This is a genomic window from Streptomyces sp. NPDC058653 (assembly GCF_042716895.1).
Classification (GTDB): domain Bacteria; phylum Actinomycetota; class Actinomycetes; order Streptomycetales; family Streptomycetaceae; genus Streptomyces.
In genome coordinates this window covers 84,869-103,099 of record NZ_JBHXRM010000031.1, presented here as the reverse complement: position 1 = coordinate 103,099, position 18,231 = coordinate 84,869, and the positions used below count along the sequence as shown (strand labels likewise).

Here is an 18,231-nt window from a genome sequence, read left to right as displayed (position 1 = left end):
GCCCCCTTCTTCGTCGGGTCGTGCGTCGGAGCTTCTGCCGGGCGCCGGCCGTTACTGGTTGGGCGTGTGTACGGGGGGCCTGCCGTTCCACGGCTGGTTCGCCGGCCCGGGCGGGGCGGGAGGCATCTTGACACGGCGCAGCATCAGCGTGTCCTCGGATCCCGGCTGACCCGTCGGTCCGGACGGGGTGGTCGGAGTCTTGACACCGCGCAGGAGCAGGGCCGCGGCCAGGGCGCCGAGCAGCATGACGGCGCCGCCCACCACGGCACTGATGTTCATGCCGCGGGTGAAGGCCTCGCCGGCGGCCTGGACGAGGGAGTCGCCCGCGTCGGCGGGCAGATGCGCGGCCACTTCCGTCGCGCCGCCGAGCGAGCCCTCCGCCGCCTCCGCGGCCTCGGCGGGCAGTCCCTTCGTCGCGTCGTCGATGTCCCGGGTGTAGACGGCGGCACCGATACTGCCCAGAATCGCCACGCCCAGGGCTCCGCCGAGCTGGTTGGCGGTCTCGGGCAGCGCCGCGGCGGCGCCCACCCGGTCCTCCGGAGCCGCGGAGACGATCAGGTCGGCGGTCAGCGGGATCGCCATGCCGATACCGGCCGACACCACGCTGGCGCCGACCACGGCGATGGCCAGCTCCGAGTCGGCGCGCAGCTGGGTCATGATGGCGAAGCCACCCGCCGCGACGATCATGCCGACGGCCATGATGAAGCCGGGGCGGATCTTCTTGGCCAGGACGACGGCGACCGAGGTGGTGACCGCCACCGCCAGCGGCGCGGGCAGTGTCCACAGGCCCGCCTCCAACGGGTCCAGCCCGTACACCAGTTGGATCCACTGGGTCGCGAAGAGCAGGAAGCCGATCATCGCGAACAGGGCCACCAGGTTGACGCCGATCGACGCGGTGAACCCCCGGTTCTTGAAGAGGCTCAGGTCGATCAGCGGGTTGGGGGTGGAGCGTTGGCGCAGGACGAAGAGCACGGCCATCACGACACCGGCGGCGGTGATGGCGACCGGCTCCCAGGCGAAGCCGTCGTCGGCGAGCTCCTTGATGCCGTAGATCACGGGAATCATGGCCGCCAGCGACAGCACGGCACCGAGGAAGTCGAACCGGCCCGGATTGGGGTCGCGGTGCTCAGGCAGGAGGATCGGGCCCAGCACGACGATCAGGATCGTCACCGGGATGTTGATCAGGAAGACCGAGCCCCACCAGTAGTGCTCCAGCAGCAGGCCGGAGACGATCGGCCCCAGGGCGGCGCCGCCGGAGAGGCCGGCCGTCCACACCGCGATGGCGGTACGGCGCTGGCCGGGATCGTGGAACATGTTGCGGATCAGGGAGAGCGTGGACGGCGCGAGGACGGCGCCGGACATGCCGAGGACCGCGCGGGCGAGGATCAGAAGCTCCGCGCTGGTCGCGTAGGCGGACGCGAGCGACGACGCGCCGAAGACGACGGCGCCGATGATGAGCAGCCGCCGGCGCCCGATGTGGTCGCCGAGCGTGCCCATCGCGATGAGCAGCCCGGCGAGCATGAACGCGTAGATGTCGACGATCCACAGCTGCTCGGTGGCGCTCGGTTCCAGGGTCGCGCTGAGGAACGGCAGCGCGAAGTACAGCACCGTCATGTCCATCGACATCATGAGGACAGGGACGACAAGGACGGCAAGGCCGACCCAGTCCTTCAAGGTTGCACGTTGCGGACTCATGGCCTCGACTCTAGATCTGTATAAGAGATTCGTCTAATTCAGATTCTGTTTAGGACATCTGTTTAAGACAGATCACTGAGGGAATGGCTAGACTCTCGACATGGGACACCGAGAGGACCTGCTGGCAGGGGCGAAGCGCTGCCTCTACGAGAAGGGGTACGCACGTACCACCGCGCGCGACATCGTCGAGGCGTCGGGCACGAATCTGGCCTCGATCGGCTATCACTACGGCACCAAGGAAGCACTGCTCAACGCCGCCATCATGGAGGCGCTGGAGGAGTGGGCCGAGGAGCTGAAGGGGGCGCTCGCCGATGTGGGGGACCTGCCCGAGGATCCGATCGAGCGCTTCGAGGTGGCCTGGACGCGGGTGATCGAGCTGTTCGAACGGCACCGCCCGGTGTGGGGGGCGCAGTTCGACGCGATCTCCCAGCGCGACCATGTGCCCGAGGTGCGTACCTTCTTCATCGAGGCACAGCAGCAGGCGCAGAACGGCCTGGTCCAACTCCTCTGGGGCGGCGACGAGTTGTCGCCGCCCACAGCGACCGCGGTCGGGCAGTTCTACCACGCGCTGCTCAGCGGCGTGATGATGCAGTGGGTCGTGGACCCGGAGCACGCCTCGACGGGCGTATCGCTCGCCGAGGCGTTGCGGACGGTCGTGGAGAACGCCCATCACTTCAGGTCAGGAACGACCGTCTGACATCGCGGCGGCCTCCCGGGCCAGCTGAGCCCGGTCGACCTTGCGGTTGGAGTTCAGCGGGAACTCCGCCACGTGCCGGAACGTCTTGGGCACCATCGGGTCGGGCAGGTGCTCGGCCAGCTGGCGGCGCAGCGTCGCCGACGGGACACGCTCACCGGTGTAGTACAGGACGAGCTCCAGACCACCGTTCGGCGCGGGCCGGGTGACGGTGGCCGCGTTCTGGACACCGGGGCACTGCTGCCGTACGACATGGTCGACCTCGGCCAGCTCGACCCGGAAGCCCTGGATCTGCACCTGGGCGTCCATACGGCCGAGGTAGATCAGCTCCTCGTCGTCCAGCCGGCGCACCCGGTCCCCGGTCCGGTACCAGCGGAGGCCGTCGCGCTCCAGGAACCGGCCCTGGTTGTCGTCGGCGTTCAGATAACCGGGGGTCATCTGCGGTCCGCTGATGACCAGTTCGCCCTCCACCGACGGCTTTCCGTCGTCGTCCAGCAGCAGGTGCTCGTGGCCCGGGTGCACCTTTCCGATCGGGACGCCGCCGTTCACGCTCTGCCGCTCGGAGGCGTCGGGCGACCAGCGGTGCCCGGTGATCGTCACGGTCAGCTCGGTCGGCCCGTACAGGTTCTCGATCTTCGACTGCGGCGCGGCGACGTGCCAGTCGGCGGCGTCCTCGTGCAGCAGCGCCTCACCCGCGAAGAAGGTCCACCGCAGCGTGGGCATCGAGCCGGGGGTCAGACCGCCCATCCGCCGGATGAAGGTGATGCCGCTCGGGGTGGAGAACCACACCGTCATCCGCCGCTCGGCGAAGAACGCCGGCAGGTCGCGGTGGGCCGCCGGGGGAATGGCGTGCACCTGGGACCCGTTGCCCCAGGCGCAGAACATCTCGAACATGGCGCAGTCGAAGTTGAGCCCGACGTTCTGGCAGAACACGTCGTCGGGGCTGAAGTCGTAGCGCTCGTCGAGCAGGTTGAAGTAGTGGTGGTTGGCCTCGTGGCTGATCGGCACCCCCTTGGGGCGGCCCGTCGAGCCCGACGTGAACAGGACGTAGGCGATGTCCGACGGGTCGACCGGCACCGGCGCGTCCAGCGACGGCGTCGTCGGTGACTCGTCCAGGACCGGCAGATCCAGCTCGGTCTCCAGGAGCGAGGCCCGGCCGATCGGGTCGGCGATGACCGTCGAGACGTTGGCGGCGGTGAGCATGGACCGGGTGCGCTCGGCGGGGAACCGCGGATTGAGCGGCACGACGGTGGCGCCCGCGTACAGCGCCGCGATGATCCCGACGTAGGCGGTCAGGCTCTTGTCCGCCAGAACGGCGACGTTGTGCGGCCCCTCGGGGGCCATCGCCCGCAGTGCCCCGGCCCGGCGCATCGCCAGTTCGTGCATCTCCTCGTACGTCAGGCTCTCGGCGGCGTCCACGCGGATCGCGGTCCGGCCGGGCGACAGTGCCAGGCCGCTCAGGAACCGCTCGTGCAGACCTTGGCCGGGGACGGGTGTCTGATTCATTGTCCTTGCTCCGAAGAGGGAAAGGGGTGGATAGGGGTGCCGACCCCTGGGGTGCGGGGCTTAGGTTGGCGGCGACGCCGACTATTCGGTAAACGTCGGGAAAACACGGGAGCCCGTATGTGGGACGAATCTTTCGAGCAACTTCTCCGTAAACAGATTCCTTTGCTGGAACCGGACGAGGAGTTGACCGCCGAGCTGAGCCTGCGCGATTTCGGCCTCGACTCCATGGGAATGGTCTCGCTGCTGTCCTCGGTGGAGGACACGTATGGCGTCCGTTTCGTCGACGATGCGCTCAACATGGACAACTTCGCCACTCCCGGGACTCTGTGGAAAACCCTGGAAGCCATGCGCTGACCGGATTCTCCTCATGCTCGCTATGCGATCGCGCTACGACGGCGCGGTCGCATAGCTGTGTCGGGACGGACCGCCACCACCTGGAACGCGTCGGTCATGGCCTCCACCCGGCCCCACAGGGCGTCCTGCCCGGTGACATACACGCGGTCGACGCCAAGACCCTTGATCGTCTCGACCACGGCCGGCCACCGCACGGTGCGCGTCACGGCGTTCAGCAGCAATTCCTCCACCCCGGCGCCCGTCCGTACCAGCGAACCGTCATGGTCGGACATGACGGGAATGGCGGGGTCGGAGAAATCGATGTCCGCGGTGATCTCCGCCGCGATCTCCTCCCGCAGCGCGGTGAAGAGAGCCGAGTGCATCGGCGGCCGCATGACGTAGAGCGGCAGGCCACCGGCGGCGCGGAGCCGCTTCTGCAGCCACTCCACGACGTCCTCGCGCACCGACAGCATGTGGAAGTCGTGGTCGACCTGGCAGGCCACCTCGTTCCAGTCGCCACGCGTGTCCAACTCGGCCTGGATCTCGGCGAGCCGGTCGGCCGGGACACGGGCGAACGACTGGGTGACGATGTCGCGGTGCTCGCTCGCGAAGTGGTCGTCCACACGACGGCCCCACGCGGCGGTCATCTTCACGGCCTCGGGGAACGACAGCGCGCCGGAGTGCACCGCCGCCGCCGTACCGCCGAAGCTGGCGCCCGCGCAGACGGCCGGCTCCAGACCGTGCTCCTTGACCGCCCACTCGGCCAGCGCCAGGCACTGCACCAGGAACGCGATCCGGGCCGGCTCGGGGAACGCGCCCTGGTCGCCCCGGTCCTCGGCTTCCCGGTAGCTGTCGAGCAGCGAATAACCAAGCACCCGGTCGGTCTCGGCGACGAGCCGGCGGGCTATGGGATGCGTCACCATGAACCGCGCCGAGTCGGCGAGCCGGACCGGGCCGATTCCGGGAAAGATAATCGCCGACATATTCTCGCTCTCCCTATTTGTCGGGCTCACCGGATGCGATCCGAAAGACCCGCCACTTCGATCCCACTGTTGTACGGTCAGTGTTGTTGGCCCCTACTGGTCGCATAACCCCTAGGGCCCCCTAGTTCTACGGACGGTGGCCAGGGGTTCTTGCGAGCCGAAAAGCCCACCTGTTAGAAATGGGCTGGCATTAGTCGGAAACGCTGAATCGAGAAGGTGGCGCATGAGCCCGAATGGAGCTCGTCCGGTCCGGGCGCACGCGTCGGTCGACAACCTGCGGACTTATCTGCTGGCGGCGGCCCGGAGGGATCCCGACCGGCCGGCCGTGATCCAGGCGGCGGCGGACGGCGGTCTGGAGACCGTCACCTACGGCGAGCTGGAGAGCCGTGTCGACCGACTCGTCGAGGCACTCGACGCGCTCGGCCTCGACGTCGGCGACCGCGTCATCCTGGAGTCCGACACCAACGCGGACGCCGTGGCGACCCTTCTCGCCTGCGCCACGCTGGGCCTCCCGTTCACCCCGACCAGCCCCGAGGTCCCGGACGAGCGGCTGCTGACGATCATCGACAGCGCGGAGCCGTCGCTGTACCTCCAGTCCGACCACGGAAAGCGGACCGGCATACCCGAGGCGGTCGGCACCGCACGGTTCGGCCCCGACGGTCTCACCGTCGAGCGGCCGCCCGTACCGCGCGTACGCCGCCGCCGGGTGGTGACGCCCATCGACACCGCGTACATCACCTTCACGTCGGGCACGACCGGCCGCCCCAAGGGCGTGGTCATGAGCCACCGCGGCGTCATCGCGTTCCTGCGCGGCGCCGAGGCCGCCGAACTCATCACGTCCGAGGACCGGGTGGCGAACACCTCCCCGCTCCAGTTCGACTTCGCGCTGTTCGACATCGGCCTCGCCCTCGGCCACGGCGCCACCCTGGTGCCCGTACCGCGCGCCCGTCTCAACTGGCCCCGCCGCTTCCTGTCGTTCCTGCGCGACGCCGGCGTCACACAGGTCGACGGTGTCCCCTCGGTCTGGCGCCCCGTGCTGCGCCACGAGTCCGAACTGCTCGCCGAGATGGGCCAGGAGGGCGTCCTCGGGCGCATCACCTTCTCCGGGGAGGACTTCCCCCTCGACGAACTGCGCCGCCTCCAGGACCTGCTGCCCAAGGCCCGCTTCACCAACGGCTACGGCGCCACCGAGACGATGGCCGCGTCCATCACCGAGGTGCCCAACCCGCTGCCGCCCGGCACCGAGCGCCTGTCGATCGGCTACGCCGTCGCCGGCGCCGAGATGATGCTCCTGGGATCCGACGGCACCCCCGTGGACGAGCCCGGCGCGATCGGCGAGATCTACCTCCGCAGCCCCTCGCTGTTCTCCGGCTACTGGCGCGACCCGGAGGCCACCCGCTCCGTCGTCCTCCCCGACCCGCTGCACCCCGGATCGGGCCAGGTCGTGTTCAAGACCGGCGACCTCGCCTCCATGGGGCCCGAGGGCGAGATGTACTTCCGCGGCCGTGTCGACTCCCAGGTCCAGATCCGCGGCAACCGCGTCGAGCTGGGCGAGGTCGAGCGCCGTGTCGGCCAGTTCACCGGAATCACCGGCGCCGTCGCCATGGTCCTGCCCCGCGAGGACGGCGACCCGCTGCTGCACGCCTTCGTCACCTGCGCCCCCGCGGGCCCCGCGCCGGACACCAAGGAAGTCCTCGCCTTCTGCCGCTCCGCGCTGCCCGCCTACATGGTCCCGCACGGTCTGACCGTCGTGGACGAGTTCCCGGTGACCGTGAACGGCAAGGTCGACCGCGCCGCCCTGGCCGCCCGCGTGACGTCCTGACACCCACTCGATCGACTCCACGCGTCCTCTACGTTTCCATGCCTCTTCTTCGTTGCGGAGTATGCACATGACCGAGCAGTCAAGGGCCGCGATGCTGGAACTGGTGCTGGCGCAAGCCGCAGCGGTGCTGCTGGCCGCCGATCCCGACGCCTACGGGGACGGGGCCGTCGACCTGGCGGCCGACCGCCCGTTCCTGGCGGGTGGCCTGGACTCGCTGGGCCTGGTCCAGTTGCAGCGGCGCCTCGCCGCCGAGGTGGGGGTGGAGCTGCCTGTCACGCTCGCCTTCGACCACCCGACACCGCTGGCCCTGGCCGGGCACCTCGCGGACCTGGTGCAGGGCACCGCCGCGCCCGAGGCCCTCGACGAGTCGACGGCGCCCGACCTGCCGTCGGTGTTCGGCGAGCCGATCGCGATCGTCGGCATCGGCTGCCGCTTCCCCGGTGGCGTGAGCACGCCCGAGGACCTGTGGCGGATCGTCTCCGACGACACCCACGTGCTCACCGACTTCCCCGCCGACCGCGGCTGGGACCTCGACCGCATCTACAACCCCGACCCCTCGGTCACCGGCGCCAGTTACGTACGGCGCGGCGGATTCCTGCCGGACGCGGCCGACTTCGACGCCGACTTCTTCCAGATCAATCCCAAGGAAGCGCTGGCCATGGACCCCCAGCAGCGGCTGCTGCTGGAGACGTCCTGGGAGGCACTGGAACACGCGGGCATCGACCCCGGCCGGCTGCGCGGCACCTCCTCCGGTGTCTTCATCGGCGTCGAGCCGCACGAGTACGGGCCCCGGACCCACGAGGCGCCCGACGGCCTCGACGGTTACGTCCTGGGCGGCAACCTGCCCAGCGTCGTCTCCGGCCGCGTCGCCTACACCCTCGGTTTCGAAGGCCCCACCCTCACCGTCGACACCGCCTGCTCGGGCTCCCTCACCGCCCTCCACCTCGCCGTGCGCTCGCTCCAGGGCGGCGAGTGCGGCCTGGCGCTGGCCGGCGGCGTCACCGTGATCTCCAGCCCCGGAACGTTCACCACGTTCAGCCGCCAGCGCGGACTGGCCCCCGACGGACGGATCAAGGCGTTCGCCGCCGCGGCGGACGGCACCTCCTTCGCCGAGGGCGTCGGCGTCTTCGTCCTCGCCCGGCTGTCCGACGCCCTGCGCGACGGACACCCCGTGCTCGCCGTGATCCGCGGCACCGCCATCAACCAGGACGGCGCCACCAACGGCCTGTCCGCGCCCAACGGCCTCGCGCAGCAGCGCGTCATCCGCCGGGCGCTCGCCGACGCGCGTCTGCTGCCCGAGGAGATCGACGCGGTCGAGGCGCACGGCACCGGCACCACACTCGGCGACCCCATCGAGGGCACGGCCCTGGTCGCCGCCTACGGACGCGGACGCTCCCCCGAGAAGCCCCTCTGGCTCGGCTCGGTGAAGTCCAACATCGGGCACACCGGAGCGGCGGCCGGCGCCGCCGGCATCATCAAGATGGTCCAGGCGATGCGGAACCGCACGCTGCCCCGCACCCTGCACGTCGACGAGCCGACCGGCCATGTCGACTGGTCGGACGGCACCGTACAGCTGCTGACCGAGCCCGTCCCGTGGGAGGCCACCGAGACGCCCCGCCGCGCCGGTATCTCCTCGTTCGGCGCGAGCGGCACCAACGCCCACGTCATCATCGAGGAGCCGCCCGCCGCCCTCGTCACCGACGACGGGTCCGACGAGAAGCCGGTGGCCGAGCGCCCCGTGCCGGTCGTCCTGTCGGCCCAGGGCCACGACGCCCTGCGCGGCCAGGCCGAACGACTGCTGGCGAAGGTCGACACCGCCTCGCCGCTCGACCTCGCCTACTCCACCGCCACCACCCGCGCCGCGCTCCGCGACCGCGCCACCGTCGTGGCCGGCGACCGTGAGGAACTGCGCCGCGCCCTGACCGCCCTCGCCACCGGCGAGAGCGCGCCCGGACTGGTCACCGGCACGACGCTGGCCACCGGCCGTACCGCGTTCCTCTTCACCGGCCAGGGCAGCCAGCGTCTGGGCATGGGCCGTGAACTGGTGCGCGCCTTCCCGGTGTTCGCGCGGGCGCTCCAGGACGCCGCCGACCATCTCGACCTCCACCTCGACGAGCCCCTGGGCGAGGTGCTGTTCGCCGAGCCCGACTCGCCGCAGGCCGAGCTGCTCCAGCAGACCCGCTACGCGCAGGCCGCGCTCTTCGCCGTCGAGACCGCCATGTTCCGGCTGCTCGAATCGTGGGGCGTGACGCCCGCGCTCGTCACCGGACACTCCATCGGCGAGATCGCCGCCGCCCACGCCGCCGGCGTGATGACCCTCGCCGACGCGGCGCTGCTGGTCGGCGCGCGCGGCTCGCTGATGCAGGAACTCCCCTCCGGCGGCGCCATGGTGGCCGTCCAGGCGACGGAGGAAGAGGTCGCCCCGTACCTCACCGACAAGGTCGGCATCGCGGCCGTCAACGGCCCGAAGGCCGTCGTTCTCTCGGGCGAGACCGACGCCGTCCTGGCCGTCGCCGCCCGCTTCAAGGAGGAGGGACGCAAGACGCGCCGGCTGCGCGTCTCCCACGCGTTCCACTCGCCGCTGATGGAGCCGATGCTCGACGGCTTCCGCCGTGTCGCCGAGACCCTGACCTACTCCGCCCCGCGCGTCCCCGTGGTCTCCAACCTGACCGGGGAGCCCGTCGAGGCGTTCGACGCCGACTACTGGGTGCGGCACGTCCGCGAGCCCGTCCGGTTCGCCGGCGCGATGAGCTGGCTGGAGTCCCAGGGCGTCACCACCTATCTGGAACTGGGACCCGACGCCGTCCTGTCGGCCATGGGCCGTGAGTGCCTCGCCGACGGCGGCGCCGACGCCGCGTTCGCCGCGCTGCTGCGCGACGGCCACGACGAGGAGCGCCAGACCCTCACCGCGCTCGGCCTGGCACACGCCCACGGTGTCGCCGTCGACTGGGAGCGGTTCTTCGACGGCCGCGGCGCCCGCCGCACCGCGCTGCCCACCTACTCCTTCCAGCGCAGGCGCTACTGGCTGGACGGCGGCAGCAGCAACCCCGGCACCCTCGGCCACCCGCTGCTGGACACCGCCGTCAGCCTCGCCGGCGCCGACGGACTGATCCTGACCGGCCGGATGTCCACCCGGTCGCAGCCGTGGCTGGCCGACCACGTCATCGCGGGTGTCGTCCTCGTCCCCGGCACCGGACTCGTCGAACTGGCCGTACGCGCCGGTGACGAGGCGGGCTGCGCCGCCGTCGAGGAACTCACCCTGGAGACGCCGCTGGCCGTGACCACGGACGCCGGGGTCGAGATCCAGGTCGTCGTCGGCGCGCTCGACACCTCCGGCCGCCGCTCCGTCGAGATCTACTCGCGCCCCGCCGGGAGCGAGGAGAACTGGACCCGCCACGCCAGTGGCGTACTGACCGAGCACAGCGAGGGCCCCACCGGCGACCCCGAGGTCTTCGCCCAGTGGCCCCCGGCCGACGCCGAGCCGCTCGACGTCGAGGGCCTCTACAGCCGCCAGGCCGCCCAGGGGTACGGCTACGGCCCCGCGTTCCAGTGCGTGCGCGCCGCCTGGCGCCGTGGCGACCACGTCTTCGCCGAGGTCGCCCTCGACGAGGCCGGCGGCGAGCGCTTCGGACTCCACCCCGCGCTGCTGGACTCCTCGCTGCACGCCTCCGAGGGGCCCGAGGACGACGGCCAGGTACGGCTCCCGTTCGCCTGGCGCGGTGTCGAACTGCACGCAGGCGGCGCCACCGCCGTACGCGTCCATGTCGTCCAGACCGCGCCCGACGAGGTCACGGTCGAACTGGCCGACGTCAACGGCGCGCCGGTCGCCACCGTCCGGTCCCTCGTCCAGCGGCCCGTGCCGATGGACGGCGTACGGTCCACCGGCACCGGCGGCGGCTCGCTGCTGAACGTCGAATGGACCGAGATCCAGGCCCCGTCGGAACCGGACGCCGCCGCCCAGGAGTTCGAGCTGGCGTACGTCCCCGAGACCTTCCCCGGCGAGCCCGCCGACGCGGCGCGCGCCGCCACGCTGCACGTCCTGACGCTGATCCAGGACGCGCTGCGCGACGACACCCGCCTCGCGATCGTCACCCGCGGCGCGCCGTACGACTTCGCCGTCGCCTCCCCGTGGGCGCTGGTGCGCTCCGCGCAGGCCGAGAACCCCGGCCGCTTCGTCCTCGTCGGCACCGACCGCGACGTGCCCGAACACGAGCTGCGCGCCGCCCTCGCCTCCACCGAACCGCAACTCGCCCTGCGCGAGGGCAAGGTGCTCGTGCCCCGCCTGGCCCGCACCCCCGTACCCGAGGACCCGCGCCCCCTCGCGTGGAACCCCGACGGCACCGTGCTGATCACCGGCGGCACCGGCGGTCTGGGCGGCGTGGTCGCCCGTCACCTCGTACGACAGCACGGTGTCAAGCACCTGCTGCTCACCGGCCGGCGCGGCCCCGACAGCCCCGGCGCCACCGAACTCGTCGCCGAACTGGCCGAGTTGGGCGCCCTGGCGACCGTGGCCGCCTGCGATGTCGCCGACCGCGCCGCCGTGGCCGCGCTGCTGGCGACGATCCCGGGGGAGCACCCGCTGACCGGCGTCGTCCACAGCGCCGGAGTCGTCGACGACGGACTCGCCGGATCGCTCACGCCCGAGCAGGTCGGCACCGTCTTCCACGGCAAGGCCGACGGCGCCTGGCATCTGCACGACCTGACCCGTGAACTCCCGCTCGCCGCCTTCGTGCTGTTCTCCTCCGCGGCCGGCACCATGGAGGCGGCCGGACAGGGCAACTACGCCGCCGCCAACGCCTTCCTGGACGCGCTCGCCGCGCACCGTACCGCCCAGGGCCTGCCCGCGACGTCCCTCGCCTGGAACCTCTGGGCGGGCGACGCGGGAATGGGCGCCCGTCTCGACGAGGTGACGCTGCGCCGCGCCGAGCGCTCCGGGCTCCCCGCCCTGGACTCCGAGGAGAACCTCGCCCTTCTCGACCAGGCCCTGCTCACCGGCGCCCCGGCGCTGGTCCCGCTGCGCATCGACGCACCCGTGCTGCGGGCCCGTTCCGAGGGCATCCCGCACATGCTGCGCGGTCTGGTCCGCCCGCCCGCCCGTCGGCACACCGCCGCCGCGGCGGCCGCGAGCGGCCCCGGCGGAGCGCTGGCCGACCGGCTTGCCGGGAAGCCGGACGCCGAACGCGAGCGGATCGTCCTCGACCTGGTCCGTACGCAGATCGCCGCCGTACTCGGCCACGACAGCGGCACCGCGATCGACCCCCGCCGCGCCTTCACCGAGCTGGGCTTCGACTCCCTGGCCGCCATCGAGCTGCGCAACGCGCTCGGTACGGCCACCGGGCTGCGGCTGACCTCCACGCTCATCTTCGACCACCCGACGCCCCGCGCCCTGGTCGACCACGTCCTCGAAACCGTGCGCGGCGCCGCGCCCGTCGTCGCGGCGCCCCGGGCCGCCGTACGCACCGCGACCGACGAGCCGATCGCGATCGTGGCGATGGGCTGCCGCTACCCGGGCGGAGTGACCTCTCCCGCCGACCTGTGGAAGCTGGTCGCCGGCGGCACCGACGCCATCACCCACTTCCCCGAGGACCGGGACTGGCACACCGAGGACATCTACGACCCCGAGCCCGGCAAGCACGGCACCACGTACACACGTGAGGGCGGCTTCCTGCACGACGCCGCCGAGTTCGACCCCGCCTTCTTCGGTATCAGCCCGAAGGAGGCCCAGGCGATGGACCCCCAGCACCGCATGCTGCTGGAGGTCGCCTGGGAGGCCCTGGAGCGCGGCGGTATCGACCCGCTGTCGCTGAAGGGCACCGCCGCCGGTGTGTTCGCCGGTGTCATGAACCACGACTGGACGACGCGCTCGGGCGACGTGCCGGAGGACCTCGCGGGCTTCACCGCCGGCGGCGGCCTCGGCAGCATCGCCTCCGGGCGCATCGCCTACACCCTCGGACTCCAGGGCCCCGCGGTCACCATCGACACCGCCTGCTCCTCCTCCCTGGTCGCCATGCACTGGGCGATGCAGTCGCTGCGGCAGGGCGAGTGCTCGCTCGCGCTGGCCGGCGGCGTCACCGTCATGGCCACGCCCGAGACCTTCGTGGGAATGAGCCTCCAGAGCGGTCTCGCCCCCGACGGACGCTGCAAGGCGTACGGCGCGGACGCCGACGGCACCGGCTGGGGCGAGGGCGCGGGACTCCTCGTGCTCGAACGCCTCTCCGACGCCCGGCGCAACGGCCACCCGGTGGTCGCGATCGTCCGCGGCTCGGCCATCAACCAGGACGGCGCGTCCAACGGCATCGCGGCGCCCAACGGCCCCGCCCAGCAGCGGGTGATCCGGCAGGCCGTGGCCTCCGCGGGCCTCACGCTCGCCGACATCGACGCGGTCGAGGGCCACGGCACCGGCACCACCCTGGGTGACCCGATCGAGGCACAGGCGCTCATGGCCACCTACGGCCAGGAGCGGCGGGAGGACCCGCTGTGGCTCGGCTCGGTCAAGTCCAACCTCGGCCACACCCAGGCGGCCGCCGGAGTCGCCGGCGTCATCAAGATGGTGATGGCGATGCGCCACGGGGTGCTGCCCCGCACCCTGCACGCCGAGACCCCGTCGCCGCACATCGACTGGACCGAAGGCGCCGTCGAACTCCTCACCGAGCCCAGGGACTGGTCGTCCGACGGCCGCCCGCGCCGCGCGGCCGTCTCCTCCTTCGGCGTCAGCGGCACCAACGCCCACGTGATCATCGAGCAGGCACCGCCGGCCGGAGCGGGCGAACAGCGCGGCCCGCGCCCGCCGATCGTCCCGCTCACCGTGTCCGGATCGTCCCCCGAGGCGCTCCGCGCCCAGGCGGCGCAGATGGCCGCCTTCCTGCGCGACAACGACGACGTCGACGAGGTGGACGCCGCCGCGTCGCTCGCCCGCGGGCGCGCCGCCCTGGAACACCGGGCCGTGATCGTGGACGCCGACCGCGACGGTCTGCTCGCCGGACTCGACGCGCTGGCCGCCGGGAACCCGTCCCCCGCCGTCGTGCAGGGACTCCAGCGCGGCGACTCGCGCGCCGTGCTGGTCTTCCCCGGCCAGGGCTCCCAGTGGCAGGGCATGGGCGTCGAACTGCTGGAGCACTCACCGGCGTTCGCGACCCGCCTCGGTGAATGCGCCAAGGCCCTCGAACCGTACGTCGAGTGGAACCTCCTCGACGTCGTCCACGGCGCGCCCGGCGCACCGGCCCTGGACGCCGTCGACGTCGTCCAGCCCACCCTGTGGGCGCTGATGGTCTCGCTCGCCGAGGCCTGGCGCGCCGCCGGTGTCGAACCGGCCGCCGTCGTCGGCCACTCCCAGGGCGAGATCGCCGCCGCGTGCGTCGCCGGCGCCCTGTCGCTGGAGGACGGCGCCCGCGTCGTCGCCCTGCGCAGCCGCGTCATCCGGCAGGACCTGGCGGGCCGGGGCGGCATGATGTCGGTCGCCCTCTCCGCCGACCGGGCCGGTGAGTACCTGGCCGACTGGGACGGCCGCCTCCAGCTCGCCGTCGTCAACGGCCCGAGCTCCGTGGTCGTCTGCGGCAGCCCCGAGGCGCTCGACGAGCTGCGCGCCCGCCTGGACACCGACGAGGTCCAGTCCCGCCGTATCCCCGTGGACTACGCCTCCCACTCGATGTTCGTGGAGGAGATCCGCGACCGGCTGCTCACCGAGCTGAGCGGCCTGACCCCCCGGACCTCGTCCGTGCCGTTCTACTCCACCGTCACCGCCGGAACACTCGACACCGAGAGTCTCGACGCCGAGTACTGGTACACCAACCTCCGCCAGACCGTCCGGTTCGAGGAGACGACGCGGGCCCTGCTCGCCGACGGCTTCGAGATCTTCGTCGAGGCCAGCCCGCACCCGGGCCTGCTGACCGGTCTCGACGAGACCGCCGAGTCGGCCGGGGTGTCCGCCACGCTCGTCGGCAGCCTGCGCCGCGACTCCGGCAGCCCGCGCCAGTTCGTCACCTCGCTGGCCGAGGCGTACGTACGGGGCGCGACCGTCGACTGGGACACCCAGTTCGTCGGGGCCGGGGCCCAGCAGGTCGAACTGCCCACGTACCCGTTCCAGCGCAAGCGGTACTGGCTGCACATGACCGAGCACACCGGCGACGCGGTGGGCATCGGACAGCTGCCCACCGACCACCCGCTGCTCGGCGCGGCCGTGCCGGTCGCCGCCGGGGGAGTGCTGCTCACCGGACGCCTGTCGCTCTCCGGCCAGCCCTGGCTCGCCGACCATGTCGTCGGCGGCACCGTCCTCTTCCCCGGATCGGGCTTCGTCGAACTGGCCGTCCGGGCCGGCGACGAGGTCGGCCGGGGCCGCGTCGAGGAGCTGACCCTGGAGGCGCCGCTGGCGCTTCCGGAGCACGGCGGCGTGGCCATCCAGGTCGTCGTCGACGCCGACCTGCGCACCGTGTCGATCCACTCCCGGCCCGACAACGCCTCCGCCGACACCGTCTGGACCCGGCACGCCCAGGGCACGCTCGCCGACACCGGACCCGAACCGGCCCAGGAGACGGGTGCCTGGCCCCCGGCCGACGCCGAACCGGTCGACCTCACCGGCTTCTACGAGCCCGTCTCCGACGACGGACTCGCGTACGGCGAGGTGTTCCAGGGCATGCGTGCCGCCTGGCGCTCCGGCGACGACGTGTACGCGGACATCGCCCTGCCCGAGCAGGCCGCCGCCGAGGCCCAGCGGTTCGGGATCCACCCCGCCGCGCTCGACGCCGCCCTGCACGCCACCGCGCTGCTCGCCACCGACGCCGAACGCGTCACCCTCCCGTTCGCCTGGACCCGGGTCGACCTGCACGCCTCGGGAGCCGCCGCACTGCGGCTGCGGATGACCAGCCTCGGCGAGGACGAGGTCGCGCTGCGCCTGACCGACACGGCGGGCCGCCCCGTCGCCTCGGTCGAGTCCCTCGTCCTGCGGCCGGTGGCCACAGGCGCGCTGACCCGGACAACCGCGTACGACGACTCGCTGTTCGAGCTCGTCTGGGCGCCCGCCGCCCCCGCCGCGGACAGCGCCCCCCGGACGGTCGCGCACCGCTGCACCGGCGGCACCACGGCCGAATCGGCCCACGCCGAGACCGCGTCGGCGCTGACCGTCCTCAAGTCCTGGCTCGACGAGGGCCCCACCGACGCCGTGCTGACGGTCGTCACCCGCGGCGCCGTGTCCGTGGGCGGCGAGGACGTCACCGATCTCGCCGGAGCGGCCGTCTGGGGTCTCGTCCGCAGCGCCCAGACGGAGAACCCGGGACGCGTCGTCCTGGTCGACCTGGACGCCGACGCCGACGACACCGTCATCGACGCGGCGGTCGCCACGGGCGAGGCACAGATAGCCGTACGGGGCGGCACCCTCCTCCGCCCGCGCCTGGCCCGGGTCACCGCGGACCTCGGCGGCGATGCCGCCACCGTCTTCGGCGACCGCCCCGGCGCCGTACTGATCACCGGCGGCACCGGCACCCTGGGCAGCCTGGTCGCCCGGCACCTGGTCACCGACCACGGCGTCACCGACCTGCTGCTCACCAGCCGGCGCGGCCCCGACGCACCGGGCGCCGCCGACCTGGCGACCGAACTCACCGGGCTCGGCGCACGCGTGGAGGTCGTCGCCTGCGACACCTCGGACCGGGTCGCGCTGGCGACCGTCCTGGCGGGCCGCACCCTCTCGGGAGTCGTCCACACCGCGGGCATCCTGGACGACGGCATCATCTCCTCGCTGACACCGGAGAAGATGGCGGCGGTGATGCGCCCCAAGATCGACGCGGCGCTGCACCTGCACGAACTCACCGCGGACCAGGACCTCTCGGCGTTCGTCCTCTTCTCGTCCGCCGCCGGCGTGACCGGAGGAGCCGGACAGGGCAACTACGCCGCCGCGAACACCTTCCTCGACGGCCTCGCCGCACACCGGAGGGCGCACGGGCTGCCCGCCCAGTCGCTCGCCTGGGGACTCTGGCAGGAAGCCAGCGGCATGACCGGCGAACTGGCCGAGGCCGACGTGGCCGGCATGGTGCGCGACGGCGTCGTGCCCATCGCCTCCCAGGAGGGCCTGGCGATGATGGACGCCGCCGGGGCGCTCGACCGGGCGTTCCTCGCCCCCGTACGGCTCGACCTGAGCGGCCAGAGCCGCGCCGACGTGCCGTATCTGATGCGCGATCTGGTACGCGGCCCCGCCCGTCGCGTCGTCGACACCGCCGCGCCGACGGCCGAACCCGCCGAGAGCCTGCGCGACCGGCTGGCCCGGCTCACCCCGGCCCGGCGCGAGCAGACCCTGCTCGACATCGTGCGGGCCCAGACCGCGACCATTCTCGGCTTCGGCGACGCCGAAGAGGTCGACCCCGAACGGTCGTTCCGCGACATGGGCTTCGACTCCCTCGCCGCCGTGCGGTTCCGCAACGGCCTCGGTGAGGTCATCGGGGAACGCCTGCCCGCGACGCTCGTCTTCGACCACCCGACCTCGCTGGTCCTCACCCGGCACCTGCTCGAGGAAATGGCGATCAACGAACCGGACAACGAACCGGAGACGGAGCCGGCCGAGGCGGCCGAGGACCGCACCGCCGCGATCCAGAACATGAGCCTGGCCGACCTTCTCCGCACCGCGCGACGATCAGGAGACCCCACATGACCCAGCTACTCGACGCCACCGACCGGCGCGTCATCCCCACCGACGAGGAACTGCTGCACCGGGTGCTGACCCCGTACCGGGCCAAGCGGTGCGAGTACCTCACCTCGGCCACGGTCACCTCCGAGGGCGACCCCCGCGAGGGCGGGCGACTCGTCGCCACGTGCACCTTCGAGATCCCCGAGTCCTGCTACATCGACGACACCGGCCACTTCAACTCGGTCGAGTTCAACATCTGCTTCAACCAGATGGCCTACTACCTGCTGGCCATGTCGGTGCGCGAGAAGCTGGTGGAGCCGTTCTCCGGCTGGACGATCGAGCAGTTCTGGACCCGTCAGCTCGCCGACGTGTTCATCACCGACTTCAAGTCCAGCTTCCGCAGCGCCATGCAGGGCCGTCGTTTCACCGGCGAGATCGAGATCATCGACATCGCCGAGTGGGACGCCAACGACCTGCGTGAAGCCCTCGTGATCCTGCGGACCCGGTGCCACTACGCGGACGAGCAGGGTGGCGAGAGCCACGGCGAGATCACCGCCGCCGTCACCAACCCGCCCGTGGTCTGACCCCC

Annotated in this window: 8 protein-coding genes; 5 read left to right on the top strand and 3 right to left on the bottom strand. The window is 72.0% G+C overall.

What is annotated here, in order from left to right:
• Positions 1–51 precede the first annotated feature (51 nt).
• Positions 52–1,695: an MFS transporter gene (locus ACFWU9_RS24765; protein ID WP_384321943.1), complete on the bottom strand. Its 1,644-nt coding sequence runs from the start codon at positions 1,693–1,695 to the stop codon at positions 52–54.
• Positions 1,696–1,795: 100 nt separating this feature from the next.
• On the opposite strand from ACFWU9_RS24765, the gene ACFWU9_RS24760 reads away from it, so the two are divergent.
• Positions 1,796–2,392, top strand: coding sequence for a TetR/AcrR family transcriptional regulator (locus ACFWU9_RS24760; protein WP_384321941.1), 597 nt, complete (start codon positions 1,796–1,798; stop codon positions 2,390–2,392).
• On the opposite strand, the gene ACFWU9_RS24755 is transcribed toward ACFWU9_RS24760, so the two are convergent.
• Complete coding sequence (locus ACFWU9_RS24755; protein ID WP_384321939.1) at positions 2,375–3,895, bottom strand: AMP-binding protein; 1,521 nt, start codon at positions 3,893–3,895, stop codon at positions 2,375–2,377. The two genes, ACFWU9_RS24760 and ACFWU9_RS24755, sit on opposite strands and share 18 nt — an antisense overlap.
• A gap of 117 nt (positions 3,896–4,012) precedes the next feature.
• On the opposite strand from ACFWU9_RS24755, the gene ACFWU9_RS24750 reads away from it, so the two are divergent.
• Complete coding sequence (locus ACFWU9_RS24750) at positions 4,013–4,249, top strand: acyl carrier protein (RefSeq protein ID WP_384321937.1); 237 nt, start codon at positions 4,013–4,015, stop codon at positions 4,247–4,249.
• Positions 4,250–4,269: 20 nt separating this feature from the next.
• Here the strand turns inward: ACFWU9_RS24750 and ACFWU9_RS24745 are convergent, their stop codons facing one another.
• Entirely contained in the window at positions 4,270–5,211 is a 942-nt protein-coding gene (locus ACFWU9_RS24745; RefSeq protein ID WP_384321935.1) for an ACP S-malonyltransferase, read from the bottom strand.
• Positions 5,212–5,434: 223 nt separating this feature from the next.
• Here ACFWU9_RS24745 and ACFWU9_RS24740 point away from each other — a divergent pair, with 223 nt between their 5' ends.
• From ACFWU9_RS24740 to ACFWU9_RS24730, 3 genes are all read left to right on the top strand, one after another.
• On the top strand, positions 5,435–7,033 hold the full coding sequence (locus ACFWU9_RS24740; RefSeq protein ID WP_384321933.1) for an AMP-binding protein: 1,599 nt from the start codon (positions 5,435–5,437) through the stop codon (positions 7,031–7,033).
• A 67-nt stretch (positions 7,034–7,100) separates the two neighbouring features.
• Positions 7,101–17,666: a type I polyketide synthase gene (locus tag ACFWU9_RS24735; RefSeq protein ID WP_384321931.1), complete on the top strand. Its 10,566-nt coding sequence runs from the start codon at positions 7,101–7,103 to the stop codon at positions 17,664–17,666.
• Positions 17,663–18,226 (top strand): FcoT family thioesterase, encoded by a 564-nt coding sequence (locus tag ACFWU9_RS24730; RefSeq protein ID WP_384321928.1) that lies wholly within the window; start codon positions 17,663–17,665, stop codon positions 18,224–18,226. Before ACFWU9_RS24735 ends, ACFWU9_RS24730 begins: the two co-directional genes overlap by 4 nt.
• The last annotated feature ends 5 nt before the right edge of the window (positions 18,227–18,231 follow it).